The organism is Streptomyces sp. NPDC086077 (genome assembly GCF_040686175.1).
GTDB lineage: Bacteria > Actinomycetota > Actinomycetes > Streptomycetales > Streptomycetaceae > Streptomyces.
Genome location: NZ_JBFBJT010000008.1, coordinates 73359 through 85792 on the forward strand (window position 1 = coordinate 73359; position 12434 = coordinate 85792).

The window sequence follows — 12434 nt, forward strand, 5'->3', positions numbered from 1 at the left end:
GCATGCCGGAAGCCGCAACCGCAGCAGCGCCTCTCGACGAACCGCGGCCGCCGCGCAAGCTCTACCGCAGCAGTGACGGACGCTGGCTCGGTGGCGTGGCGCGGGGGCTCGCCGGGCATCTCGGCCTGCCCGTCATCTGGGTGCGCCTGGTGTTCGTCGGCCTGTTCACGGCCGACGGCCTCGGCGCGCTGCTGTACGCCGCCTTCTGGTTCTTCGTGCCGCTGGGCGTCGGCGGCGTCGAGGCGCAGAAGCCGCCGTCGCTGGTCGCCGCCGAGACCTCTCCCGACGGCCGTAAGAAGCTCGTGGCCCGCAGACCGGACAAGGGCCAGATCGTCGCCCTGCTCCTCATGGTCGTCGTGGCCATGGTCTTCGTCGGCAATGTGAACCTGGGCGGCGGCGCCCAGGCCTACCTCCTGCCGGCCGTGCTGGTCGGCGCCGGTGTCGCCCTGGTATGGCGCCAGGCGGACAACGCCCGCCGGGCCCGCTGGGTCGAGGTCGGCCGCCGCAAGCGCACCCTCGGCCTGCTGCGCGCGGTCGCCGGCGTCCTGCTGGTCACGGCCGGTGTCACGGGCGTCTTCGTGCTCCAGGGCTCCGCGGCCCACCTCGGCTCGGTGCTTCAGGCGGCCCTCGCGGTGCTGGTCGGGATAACGCTTCTCGCCGGGCCGTACCTGGTCCGTATGACCCAGGACCTCTCCGAGGAGCGTCTGATGCGCATCCGCGCCCAGGAGCGCGCGGAGGTCGCCGCCCACGTCCACGACTCGGTGCTGCACACCCTGACGCTGATACAGCGCAACGCGGAGAACCCCGGCGAGGTGCGCCGCCTGGCCCGAGCCCAGGAGCGCGACCTGCGCACCTGGCTCTACAAACCGGAGGGCACCGGCAAGGACGAGGTCGACGAGCCGACCACCCTCGCCGACGCGGTGCGGCGCAACGCCGCGGAGATCGAGGACAAGCACGGCGTCCCCATAGAGGTCGTCGTGGTCGGCGACTGCCCGCTCGACGAGAGGATCGGCGCACAAATGCAGGCCGCGCGCGAGGCCATGGTGAACGCCGCCAAGTACGGTGGCGACGGCGGCGCCGTGCAGGTCTTCGCCGAGGTCGAGGGAAAGACGGTCTTCGTGTCCGTCCGGGACCGCGGTCCAGGCTTCGACCTCGACTCGATACCCGCCGACCGCATGGGCGTCAGAGAATCGATCATCGGCCGCATGGAGCGCAACGGCGGTACGGCCCGGCTGCGGGCGGTGCCGGACGGTGGCACGGAGGTCGAGCTGGAGATGGAGAGGGCGGAGAAGACGTCATGAGCGACCCGACCGAGGCGAACGGAACGGCGGGAGCGGAGGAGTCGGCCGAGCCCGCACAGACGCCGGGCGGCGGTGTGGGAGGGCGGCACGTGCGCGTGGTGCTCGTCGACGACCACCGGATGTTCCGCACGGGCGTGCAGGCCGAGATCGGCCGGACCGACGAGACCGGCGTCGAGGTCGTCGGCGAGGCCGCGGACGTCGACCAGGCGGTCACGGTCATCACCGCGACCCGCCCCGAGGTCGTCCTCCTCGACGTGCACCTGCCGGGCGGCGGCGGCGTCGAAGTGCTGCGCCGCTGCGCTCCGTTGATGGCCGACCCCGAGCAGCCGGTCCGTTTCCTGGCCTTGTCCGTCTCGGACGCGGCCGAGGACGTGATCGGCGTGATCCGCGGCGGCGCACGGGGATACGTCACGAAGACGATCACCGGCACGGACCTGGTCGACTCGGTCTTCCGGGTCCAGGAGGGCGACGCGGTCTTCTCACCGCGTCTCGCCGGCTTCGTCCTCGACGCCTTCGCCTCCACCGACGCCCCGCCTGTCGACGAGGACCTGGACCGACTCACCCAGCGTGAGCGGGAGGTCCTGCGGCTCATCGCCCGCGGCTACGCCTACAAGGAGATCGCCAAGCAGCTGTACATCTCGGTGAAGACCGTCGAGTCCCACGTCTCGGCGGTGCTGCGCAAGCTCCAGCTCTCCAACCGGCACGAGCTGACCCGCTGGGCGACGGCCCGTCGGCTGGTGTGACGAGCGCGCGTCACACGACCCTGGTCGCCCCGGCGAACGGCATCTGGTCGATCGGCGCCAGCCGCACCGGGGCCGAGGGGTTGGGCGCGTGGATCATCTGGCCGTTGCCGACGTAGAGGCCGACGTGGCTGATGCCGGAGTAGAAGAACACCAGGTCACCGGGGGCAAGTTCGGAGCGCGAGACGCGGCGGCCGGCGTCGATCTGGGCGTAGGTGGTGCGGGGCAGGGCCACCCCGGCGGAGCGGTACGCCGCCTGCATGAGGCCCGAGCAGTCGAAGGCGTCGGGGCCGGTGGCGCCCCAGACGTAGGGGCTGCCGAGCTTCTGGTAGGCGTACGAGACGGCCGCGGCGGCACGGGAGTTGGGCGCCGCCGCGGTGGCGGAGCCCGGGGCCTGGAGGGCGTCCCGGCCGGCCGTCGAGGCGCGCGAGGCGCGGTCCGTGCCGTCGCCCTGCGCGAATCGCGCCCGCTCCTCGGCCGTCAGCCGGGACAGTAACTGCCGCGCCTCGTCCAGCTTGCCGGTGACGGTCTTCTTGTGCCGGTTGAGCTCGGCCTGCCGGGACTGGAGCGAGGCCAGTTCGACGCGGGTGGCGCCGCGCAGTTGCTCGATCTCCCGCAGCTGCCGGCGGACGCGTGTGACGGCGGCCGCTTGCCGGTCGCCGGCGCGTTCGGCGAAGGCGGCGCCGTCGAGATACCGGTCGGGGTCGTCGGAGAGCGCCAGTTGCAGCGCGGGGTCCAGGCCGCCGTCCCGGTACTGGGCGGCCGCGTAAGAACCGAGGGCGTCGCGGGCGGAGTTGAGCCGGTCCTCCTTGCGGGCCGCCTCGTCCTGGAGGCTGCCCAGCCGCTTCTGTGCCGCCCGGGTCTCCTCCCGCACGCCGTTGTACTTCTCGGTGGCGACCTCCGCCTCCTGGTACAGCTTGTCCACCTTGGCCTTGACCTGCGCCGGCGTCAGCTGCGGCTCGGCGTGGCCGGTCCCGTCGAGGCCCGTGGCGGTCGCCGCGCCCGCGAGGGCGATCGTCGCCGCCGTGCGGGCCCTGGTGCCGTGGGCCGAGCGTGGTCGGGGCTTGCGGTGCGCTGCCACGTGGACTGCACGTCCTTTCGTACGACTCGGGCGACCGCCGGTCCGTACGGCCACCGGGTGGACGTACGACCGCTCCGGGGCGGCTGACGCGTCCGGCGGCGCCCCGCGCAGGGGATGCGGGGCACCGCCGGACCTTCTCGGCGGTGGTGCCCGGCTGCCGCCCCCGGCCAGGGCGGCGGTGGGGAGCCGGTCACCTGGTGGAGGACGCTAAGCCCGGGCGTGTCGGTACGGTGACGTCTTGTGCGGAAGTGACGCGAGGGAAACAGCGGGTGACCGTATGTGATCGAGCTCGCGATTCGCGGCCGTCGCCTTCACGCAGTGCGATGACCGATGCGGCGATTCCGGGGCGGGAGGAGGCGCGAGGGTGCTATGGCGCATATATGCAGTCGCCCTGTGTGCCATGGGCGGCCCGGTGTCGGGCGGCCCTGAACTGCCTGATTAGGCTCCGGCCCCATGGACGTACTCATCCACCTCTTCGTCGGCCTGCACATCATCGGCATCGCCTCCCTCCTCGGTGGTTTCCTCACCCAGATGAAGGCGATGGGCCAGGGCACCGCGCGATTCGTCCCGGCGATGCTGCACGGCGCACTGACCATGCTGGTCACCGGCGTGATCCTGGTCGGCCTCAACCAGGCGGACGACCAGCCCGTCAACAACATCAAGATCGGCGTGAAACTGGCGCTGCTGATCGTGATCCTCGGCCTCGTCTACGTGAAACGGGACGACGAGAAGGTGGACAAGGGCATGTTCGCTCTGGTGGGGCTACTGACCACGGCGAACGTCTTCATCGCCGTGCTCTGGACCTGACGCACCGCCCCACGCGCGCGTGCCACGGAAACCGCCGCACGCGCGCGTGCCCTTCGATCGCCTCTCCGGCCGCCTCGCGGCGCCCTTGTCAGGCCGGGCGGACGACGCTGTGGATGGAGGACTCGCCGTCGTAGTAGACGGACTCCTCGCGGACGTACGCGCCGGGCTTCGGGGCGTGGATCATCATGCCGTTGCCGATGTACAGGCCGACGTGGGTGATGTCGTCGTAGAAGAAGACCAGGTCGCCCGGCCGGGCGGCGGCGACGGAGACCGTCGTCCCGGCGTCGACCTGGTCGTAGGTGGTGCGCGGGAGGGTGACGCCGGCGGCCTTCCAGGCGGCCTGGGTGAGGCCGGAGCAGTCGTAGGACTCGGGGCCGGTGGCACCCCAGACGTACGGCTTGCCGATCTGGGCGCGGGCGAAGGCGAGCGCCTTCTCCGCCTTGGTGCCGTACCCGGAGTCCGACGCGGAGTCTCCGGAGCCGGACTCGTCGCCCGTGCCTGCCGAGGTATCGGCGTTCGAGGACTCCCGCTCGCGCTGCGCCGCCTCCTGACGCCGCTGCTCCTGCTGCCGGGCGAGCTCGGCGGCCTTGCGCTCGGCCTCCTCCTGCTTCTTCTTCTCGATCGCCGCGAGGCGGGCCTTCTCCTCGGCGGTCAGAGCCGACAGCAGTGCCCGCGCGTCGGCGAGCTTCTTCTGGACGGTGGCCTTGGCCCGACTGCAGATCGCTCTGCGACTCGGTGAGCGTCTCCAGACTCCGAGTGGCCTCCTGGCGCTTCTTCATCGTCGCCGACTGCTCGGTGAAGTACTCGTCGACCGCGCTCTTCTGGCGGCTGGTCAGACGGCCCATCAGCTGGTTCTGGTCGAAGTAGTCCTGCGGGGAGTCGGCGAGCAGGAAGGTGGCGGTGTCGGGGACGGAGGCCCCGGAGCGGTACTGGGCGGCGGCGTACGACCCCAGCTCCTCACGCGCCTCGTTCAGCTTCTGTGCGCGCTGGGCAACGTCGTCCAGGAGAGTGTCGACGCGCTTGCGCTGCTTCGAGGTCTTCTCCTTGGCCGCGTTGTACTTCTCGGTCGCCGACTCCGCCTGGCGGTAGAGATCGCCGACCTTCTTCTCGACCTCCTCGAGGCTCGGCTTGTCGTCGGCCGAGGGCTCGGCGTTGGCGGTCTGGGAGAGCAGGGCCACGGAGGTCAGGGCAGCGGTGGCGAGGGCCGGTGTGCGTATGCCTGCCACCCGCGCGCCGGTGGGGCGCGACTTGCGGTGCGACGCCAAAGGAGGCGACTCCTTCCATCTGCCGCCTACCGGGTTAGCTGTCGGGTTCGGGCGGGTGGTTCGGAAGGGTTGCCCTACGGTCCGCTCCCCGGAAGGGATTTGGGCCGATTCACCCCAAGTTCGGTGGGTCCCCGGCTCCGGCTGCCTTGGGCGCATCGGACTCGGCGGAGGCCGCGCGGCCCGGCGACGTTCGCCGGTAAGAGTCGTGCGGCCTGTCCGGCACGGTAGCCAACTCGTGTGGTCCGTGTGAAGGTTGGTGGGCGATATGCCCGATACATTTTCGTGACCTTCGGCCGGTGGTCACGCCCCGCGTGAGACCGTGTTCGGACGGTGAGCGCCTGGTCAGCGCCGGTGCCGGGCGATAACGGGCCGGGACCCGCATGATGGTCCGCTGGCGCCCCCCGCCTTCACCGGCCGCCTTCCCGGGCCGTGATCGCGGGCTCCTCCGCAAGATCGCCGGCCTTTCGTGGCCGGTATGTTCTCGGGGCGGGAGCGGGTTGTCAGTGGGGCGCCCTAGACTCGGAGAGCGATGAGCAGCCTCTTTGACGACAGCTTCCTGGCGGACCTCCAGGCCCCACGGGCCCACGAGGAGCCTCCGCCGCCGCCCGAGGACGATCACGCTCCGGATGCGCTTCCGGACGATCTGTTCGGCGGGAAGTTCGACGTGCCCCCGGACCGGGACGCCTACTACCGCGACGGCGCCCCGCGCCCCGCCCTGGACGCCGCCGTGCTCCTGGAGGGGCTGAACGACAACCAGCGCGCCGCCGTCGTCCACTCCGGCTCCCCGCTGCTCATCGTCGCCGGCGCCGGCTCCGGCAAGACGCGGGTCCTGACCCACCGCATCGCCCACCTCCTCGCCGAGCGCGGGGTGCACCCGGGCCAGATCCTCGCGATCACCTTCACCAACAAGGCCGCGGGCGAGATGAAGGAGCGCGTCGAGCAACTGGTCGGCCCCAGGGCGAACGCGATGTGGGTGATGACCTTCCACAGCGCCTGCGTGCGCATCCTGCGCCGGGAGTCCAAGAAGCTCGGCTTCACCTCGTCCTTCTCGATCTACGACGCCGCCGACAGCAAGCGCCTGATGTCCCTGGTCTGCCGCGACCTGGACCTCGACCCCAAGCGCTTCCCGCCCAAGTCCTTCAGCGCCAAGATCAGCAACCTCAAGAACGAGCTGATCGACGAGGAGGACTTCGCCGCCCAGGCCACCGACGGCTTCGAGAAGACCCTCGCCCAGGCGTACGCGCTGTACCAGTCACGTTTGCGCGAGGCGAACGCCCTCGACTTCGACGACCTGATCATGACGACGGTCAACCTGCTCCGCGCCTTCCCGGACGTCGCCGAGCACTACCGCCGCCGCTTCCGGCACGTCCTGGTCGACGAGTACCAGGACACCAACCACGCCCAGTACGCCCTCGTGCGCGAGCTCGTCGGCACCGGCGAGCGTGCCGCTGAGGACGTCGACGTACCACCCGGCCAGGACGACCTGCCGCCCGCCGAGCTGTGCGTGGTGGGCGACGCCGACCAGTCGATCTACGCCTTCCGCGGCGCGACCATCCGCAACATCCTCCAGTTCGAGGAGGACTACCCGAACGCGACGACGATCCTGCTGGAGCAGAACTACCGCTCCACCCAGACGATCCTCACCGCCGCCAACGCCGTCATCGAGCGCAACGAGTCCCGCCGCCCCAAGAACCTGTGGACCAACGCGGGCGCGGGCGCGCGCATCACCGGCTACGTCGCCGACACCGAGCACGACGAGGCGCAGTTCGTCGCCGACGAGATAGACCGACTCACGGACGCCGGCGACGCGAAGGCGGGCGACGTCGCGGTTTTCTACCGTACGAACGCCCAGTCCCGTGTTTTCGAAGAGATCTTCATCCGCGTCGGTCTGCCCTACAAGGTTGTCGGCGGCGTCCGCTTCTACGAGCGCAAGGAGGTCAGGGACGTCCTGGCCTACCTGCGCGTCCTGGCCAACCCTGAGGACTCGGTCCCGCTGCGCCGGATCCTCAACGTCCCCAAGCGGGGCATCGGCGACCGCGCGGAAGCCATGATCGACGCGCTCTCCCAGCGCGAGAAGATCAGCTTCCCCCAGGCGCTCAAGCGGGTCGACGAGGCGTACGGCATGGCCGCGCGCTCCACGAACGCCGTCAAGCGCTTCAACACGCTGATGGAGGACCTCCGCACCATCGTGGACTCCGGCGCCGGCCCGGCGACGATCCTGGAGGCCGTGCTCGAACGCACGGGCTACCTCTCCGAGTTGCAGACCTCCACCGACCCCCAGGACGAGACCCGGATCGAGAACCTCCAGGAACTCGCCGCCGTCGCCCTGGAGTTCGAGCAGGAGCGCGCGGAGGGCGAGGCGGGGACCCTGGCCGACTTCCTGGAGCAGGTCGCGCTGGTCGCCGACTCCGACCAGATCCCCGACGAGGAGGACGGTGACGGCGTCATCACGCTGATGACCCTGCACACCGCCAAGGGCCTGGAGTTCCCGGTCGTCTTCCTCACCGGCATGGAGGACGGCGTCTTCCCGCACATGCGCGCCCTCGGCCAGACCAAGGAGCTGGAGGAGGAGCGGCGGCTCGCGTACGTCGGCATCACCCGCGCGCGGGAGCGGCTGTACCTCACGCGGTCGGTGATGCGCAGCGCCTGGGGCCAGCCGCAGTACAACCCGCCGTCCCGCTTCCTGGAGGAGATCCCCGGGGCGCACCTGGACTGGAAGCGCACGGGTGCCACGGCGGCCCCCGCGGGCCCGGTCTCGGGCGTGGCGGCCTCCCTGTCCTCGTCCCGCTCGCGCTCCTCGGCGTCGGGTGCGTCGGGATTCGCCACCCGGCGGACGGCCGAACAGCCGGTGGTCGCGCTGGCGGTGGGGGACCGGGTCACGCACGACCAGTTCGGGCTCGGCACCGTCGTCGCGGTGAAGGGCACGGGGGGGAACGCCGAGGCGACGATCGACTTCGGGGACACTAAGCCGAAGCGGTTGCTGCTGCGGTACGCGCCGGTGGAGAAGCTGTAGCCGTACGGCCCGGGCCGGGGGTTCCGTGACGGAGTCCCCGCCCGTCCGCGCGGGGCGCGTTACGAGGGGTCGATCCCGTGGCTGCGCAGCCAGGACAGCGGGTCGATCGCCGCGCCGCCCCCGGGGCGCACCTCGAAGTGCAGGTGCGGACCGGTCGAGTTGCCGGAGTTGCCGGAGTACGCGATCGCGTCGCCGGCCTTGACGGTCGTACCGGAGGCGACCTGGTAGCTGGAGAGGTGGCAGTACCACGTCTCCGTGCCGTCCATCGCCGTCACGATCATCATGTTGCCGTACGCGCTGTTGTACTCCGTACGGACCGTGCCGTCCGTCGCGGCCATCACCGTCGTGCCGTACGCGACGGGGAAATCGATGCCGGTGTGCACGGACATCCAGTTGATGCCGGACTGGCCGTAGTAGGCGCTGAGCCCGTGCTGCGCGACCGGCAGTGCGAACTTCGGGCGCAGCCGCTCCTTGCGGGCCGCCTCCTCCGCCGCCCGCTTCTTCTCGGCCGCCTGCTGCGCCTTGAGGTCGATGCGCTCCTGCGTGCGGCTGACGCGGTCGCCGAAGTCGTCCGCCTCAGCGGTGAGGCTCGTGAGCTGGGTGTCCAGCTGGTTGTTGGCGGCGGATGGTTTCACCGCCTGGGCGTCCGCGGCCGTCGTCGTGGTGGCGTCCTGCTCGTCCCCGGTGAAGGTGCCTACGGAGGCGGCGGCGATACCCGCCACGCCCATCACACACGCCGAGGGCACGGCGACGGTCAGCAGCGCGGACCGCTTGGCGGGCGTGCGGCGACGGGAGCGGGAGCCGCTGCGCCCGGCCGCCCGGCCGCCCGGGACGGGGGTGACCTCCTCCTGGTCGTCGAGGAGGACGGGGGGCGCGGACGTCTCGCCACAGCTGTCGGGATCGCCGTGGCCGGCTTCACCGAGGTCGACCTGCTCGAACGTCGCTGTCGCCAGCTGGTCGAAGGGCACGGCGCTCTGGTCGAAGTCGTTGTTCTGCTCGGTGAACTCGCCGGTGTGCTGGTCGAATTCGCCGGTGTGCTGGTCGAACGATCCGGCCTGCCGGGGGAACGACTCGGCCTGGTGGTGGAAGGCCTCGGTGTGCTGCTCGTAGTTCTCAGGGGGCTGACCGGTGCTGGCCTGGCCGCCGTCGGAGTTCCACTGCGTGGCGTCGTAGGCGCCGGTGTCGAAGACCTGCGTGCCCCATTGCCACTGCTGGGTCCGGTCGGCCGGGCCGCCTTGCTCGGGCTGTAGCCACGCGCTCGCGTCCCACTGACCGCTGGCGTCGACCGAGCCGGCTTGCGGAGGGATGAGGGGGAGTTGGTGGTCGCCGCCGGCCCAGGTGGTCGCGTCGTAGGCGCCGGTGTCGTAGGCGGCCTGGTGCTCTGCCGCGTACGGGTCGTAGGTGACCGTGTGATGGCCGCCGGTGGGCCACTGGGAGGCGTCGTGGGCGCCGGTGCCGTGACCGCTTCCCGCGAGGTCGCCGAACAGGGGGTCGGCCTCGAAGGTCGTGGTGGCGGTCGGGGCGTTCGGAGCGGGGTGGCCACCGGTGTCAAATCCGTTGGCGGGATAGGCGGCATATGTGGTGAAGTCGCCGTACTGGGCTTCCTGGGTGCCGTACGGCGCGTAGTGCGCCGAGGCGGCTTCGGAAGCCGGGGCCGGGGTGGTCATGGACCCCGACGGGTGACGGTCGTTCACCAACTTCTCTTTCGCCTCGACAACAGGGGCTGGCAGAGCAGTGCGGCGACTGTACCCGGCGGTACGCGGGCACGACAATCTTCTGCAGGTTTCGCGCGCGCAGGAAACGGGCATTCGGCCGTGTTTCGGGGGACCGCGGGCACGGCTTTGGGGCTGTGTTCGAAGATTGTTCGATGTCGATGGCTGTGCCGAGGCGCTGAGTTGGCTGTGTTCGCCCGCAGTGGTCAGGTGGCCGGGGCATGGCCGGCCGAAGCCGATGAGTGGCGCGCGGGCAACTGGGCGGAGACCGGCGGCGGATGGTCAGGCCACGGTGAGACCGCCGTCGTGGGCGGTGGGCTGGGCGTCCTCCGAGGTGCCGTGGTACGTCCCGTCGAGGGCCTGGCGTATGCCGGACGCGACGGCGGGGTGCACGGGGAGCGCGAGGTGGCCGATGCCGGTGACCCGGACGTTCTGCGAGAGCAGGTCGGGATGCTCCAGGCAGGCCGCCTCCAGCGGGTCCATCAGATGGTCCAGGTCGCTCCAGAAGCTCACGAACCGCGTACGGCAGCCGGGCGTCGGCAGCGCCAGCTCGTCGAGGACGCCGGAGCCGGGGCGCATCTGGCGCACAATGGGGTGTGCGTTCGCCAGCGGCGCGACCCGCGTGCCGGAGTGCGGCGTACCGAGCGTGACAAGGGTGCGGACGCGGGTGTCACCGGCGAGTCGCTGCACGTAGTAGCGCGCGATCAGCCCGCCGAGGCTGTGGCCCACGATGTCCACCTGGACGCTGTCCGTGCGTTCGCAGATTTCCTCTATGTGCCGGCCGAGCAGCTTGGCGGCCGTGCGGATGTCGCAGGTCAGCGGGGAGTAGTTCAGGGAGACGATCTGCTGCCTGCCGTGCTGGGCCAGGGAGCGGCGCAGGAGCAGGAAGACCGAACGGTTGTCGATGAAGCCGTGCAGCAGGACGACCGGGGGCTTGCTCTTGGTGGGGAGCTGCGCGGCGCCCTCTTGGAGCGGGAGCCGGGTGGCCGGCGCGCGACGCTCCTGGATGATGCCGGAGGGGTAGAGGATCAGGTGCCCGGCCAGGATCGCGATCTCCAGGGCGGTGGCTTTCAGAAGGGCCATTGACAGTCCCGCGAGGCTGCCCGGGATCGGGAGCAGCTGGCGGTAGAGCGGTTCAAAGGGCTGCAGAGCCCTGGTGACCTGCGTGACCTTCATGGCCGACCTCCCGTCGGCACACGGGGGACGTCTCTGTCCGTCGTGTGCGTCCGTGGGAGTCGCGGTGGAGGATCGACGGGGCGCGAAGGGTTGCGCGGAGCGCTGGGTGATTCGGGATGTGCGCTGGGTACGGGTTGGTGCGGGGGTGGTACGGGGTGTGCAGGTTCCGCTGCGGGTGGTCCGGCGCGGTCGGTCGCGCTGTGTGCGGTCGCTGCGCCTGTCCGCTGTTGTTCTGAGCTGTGTCCTTGAGTGAGGCCTCATGTGTGCTGTGAGGCTGAATGGGATTTCGGTGATGGATCGTGTGGCCTGCGCTACGTGCCGATCATGCCCTTCGTACCTGCGTCGATGTGCCTCACCGTCCGCGGCGCGCGGCTCGCGGCGCGGGGGTGGGGCGCTCGTTGCGGCTCCCGTTGCGCGGGGTCCCTGGGACTCCGCGCGTGCGAATGTGTCCCACTATGTGATTTCCCCCTCGGTCCACATCGTAAAACTGCCGGTGATGGGCTGCTAGCGATAACGTTCGTTCACTTCCTCGGTGGAGGTGCGGCCCGGCGAGCGTGCCGGGGCCGTGGGCGCGGGTGGCGCGCCACGCGTACGGGCATGAGGGATCTGTGCGGTACTTGTCGGTACGGATGGATGTATTCGCTTCATGGAGGCAGTGATGGGTGTGGCAGCCGGTCCGATCCGAGTGGTGGTGGCCAAGCCGGGGCTCGACGGCCACGATCGCGGGGCGAAGGTGATCGCGCGGGCGTTGCGGGACGCCGGTATGGAGGTCATCTACACCGGTCTCCACCAGACGCCCGAGCAGATCGTCGACACCGCTATCCAGGAGGACGCCGACGCCATCGGGCTGTCGATCCTGTCCGGGGCGCACAACACGCTCTTCGCCGCCGTCATCGCCCTCCTCAGGGAGCGTGAGGCGGAGGACATCCTGGTCTTCGGCGGCGGGATCATTCCCGAGGGGGACATCGCCCCGCTGAAGGAGAAGGGTGTCGCCGAGATCTTCACGCCGGGGGCGACGACCACGTCGATCGTGGAGTGGGTCCGGGCGAACGTGCGTCAGCCCGCGGAGGCGTGAGGTCTGCGCTGGTGAGGCGGGGGTGGCGTGCTTGCGCGCCGTGCTCCGCCGGCCCGCTGGGGCGGCTGAGTTCCGGGGCGGCTGAGGCGAGGTCCTGGCCCGTTGCTCCATTCGGGTGATGGGGGTGGCCTGCGGCCCGGTGTGTGGTCCGTTCCTGTGGTGGGCGTAGGGACCGGGGGCAGGCGAGGCCCTCAATGCGTGGTCCGTTCGGGTGGTGGGGCAGGGGCAGCGCCTGGCGCCTTGCGTTCGCCCTTGGGCGGGGAT

Annotated in this window: 8 protein-coding genes, 1 pseudogene and 1 riboswitch; of the genes and pseudogenes, 5 read left to right on the forward strand and 4 right to left on the reverse strand. The window is 70.7% G+C overall.

Annotation, left to right across the window (positions count from 1 at the left end):
- Positions 1 to 2 precede the first annotated feature (2 nt).
- A complete protein-coding gene (locus tag AB0O67_RS04320; protein ID WP_365445838.1) occupies positions 3 to 1301 on the forward strand; it encodes a PspC domain-containing protein in 1299 nt (432 codons plus the stop codon).
- Positions 1298 to 2044 carry a response regulator transcription factor gene (locus AB0O67_RS04325; RefSeq protein ID WP_365445841.1) on the forward strand — a complete coding sequence of 249 codons (747 nt, stop codon included), beginning with the start codon at positions 1298 to 1300 and terminating at the stop codon, positions 2042 to 2044. The genes AB0O67_RS04320 and AB0O67_RS04325 overlap by 4 nt, the downstream gene beginning before the upstream one ends.
- A 10-nt stretch (positions 2045 to 2054) precedes the next feature.
- Here the strand turns inward: AB0O67_RS04325 and AB0O67_RS04330 are convergent, their stop codons facing one another.
- Positions 2055 to 3122, reverse strand: coding sequence for an NlpC/P60 family protein (locus AB0O67_RS04330; protein WP_365445844.1), 1068 nt, complete (start codon positions 3120 to 3122; stop codon positions 2055 to 2057).
- A 453-nt stretch (positions 3123 to 3575) separates the two neighbouring features.
- Between AB0O67_RS04330 and AB0O67_RS04335 the strand changes: the two genes are divergently transcribed.
- Entirely contained in the window at positions 3576 to 3929 is a 354-nt protein-coding gene (locus tag AB0O67_RS04335; protein ID WP_365445847.1) for a hypothetical protein, read from the forward strand.
- 88 nt (positions 3930 to 4017) lie between these two features.
- Here the strand turns inward: AB0O67_RS04335 and AB0O67_RS04340 are convergent.
- A pseudogene (locus AB0O67_RS04340) lies at positions 4018 to 5194 on the reverse strand (NlpC/P60 family protein).
- A gap of 7 nt (positions 5195 to 5201) precedes the next feature.
- Positions 5202 to 5357: riboswitch (cyclic di-AMP (ydaO/yuaA leader) on the reverse strand.
- A gap of 366 nt (positions 5358 to 5723) precedes the next feature.
- Here AB0O67_RS04340 and pcrA point away from each other — a divergent pair.
- Positions 5724 to 8207: a DNA helicase PcrA gene (pcrA, locus tag AB0O67_RS04345; protein ID WP_365445850.1), complete on the forward strand. Its 2484-nt coding sequence runs from the start codon at positions 5724 to 5726 to the stop codon at positions 8205 to 8207.
- A 59-nt stretch (positions 8208 to 8266) separates the two neighbouring features.
- Here pcrA and AB0O67_RS04350 read toward each other — a convergent pair whose 3' ends face one another.
- Together AB0O67_RS04350 and AB0O67_RS04355 are read right to left on the reverse strand one after the other, a co-directional pair.
- Positions 8267 to 9901, reverse strand: a complete 1635-nt coding sequence (locus AB0O67_RS04350) for a M23 family metallopeptidase (protein ID WP_365445853.1) — start codon at positions 9899 to 9901, stop codon at positions 8267 to 8269.
- A gap of 300 nt (positions 9902 to 10201) precedes the next feature.
- Entirely contained in the window at positions 10202 to 11095 is an 894-nt protein-coding gene (locus tag AB0O67_RS04355) for an alpha/beta fold hydrolase (RefSeq protein WP_365445856.1), read from the reverse strand.
- 658 nt (positions 11096 to 11753) lie between these two features.
- On the opposite strand from AB0O67_RS04355, the gene AB0O67_RS04360 reads away from it, so the two are divergent.
- Complete coding sequence (locus tag AB0O67_RS04360; RefSeq protein WP_365445859.1) at positions 11754 to 12170, forward strand: cobalamin B12-binding domain-containing protein; 417 nt, start codon at positions 11754 to 11756, stop codon at positions 12168 to 12170.
- The last annotated feature ends 264 nt before the right edge of the window (positions 12171 to 12434 follow it).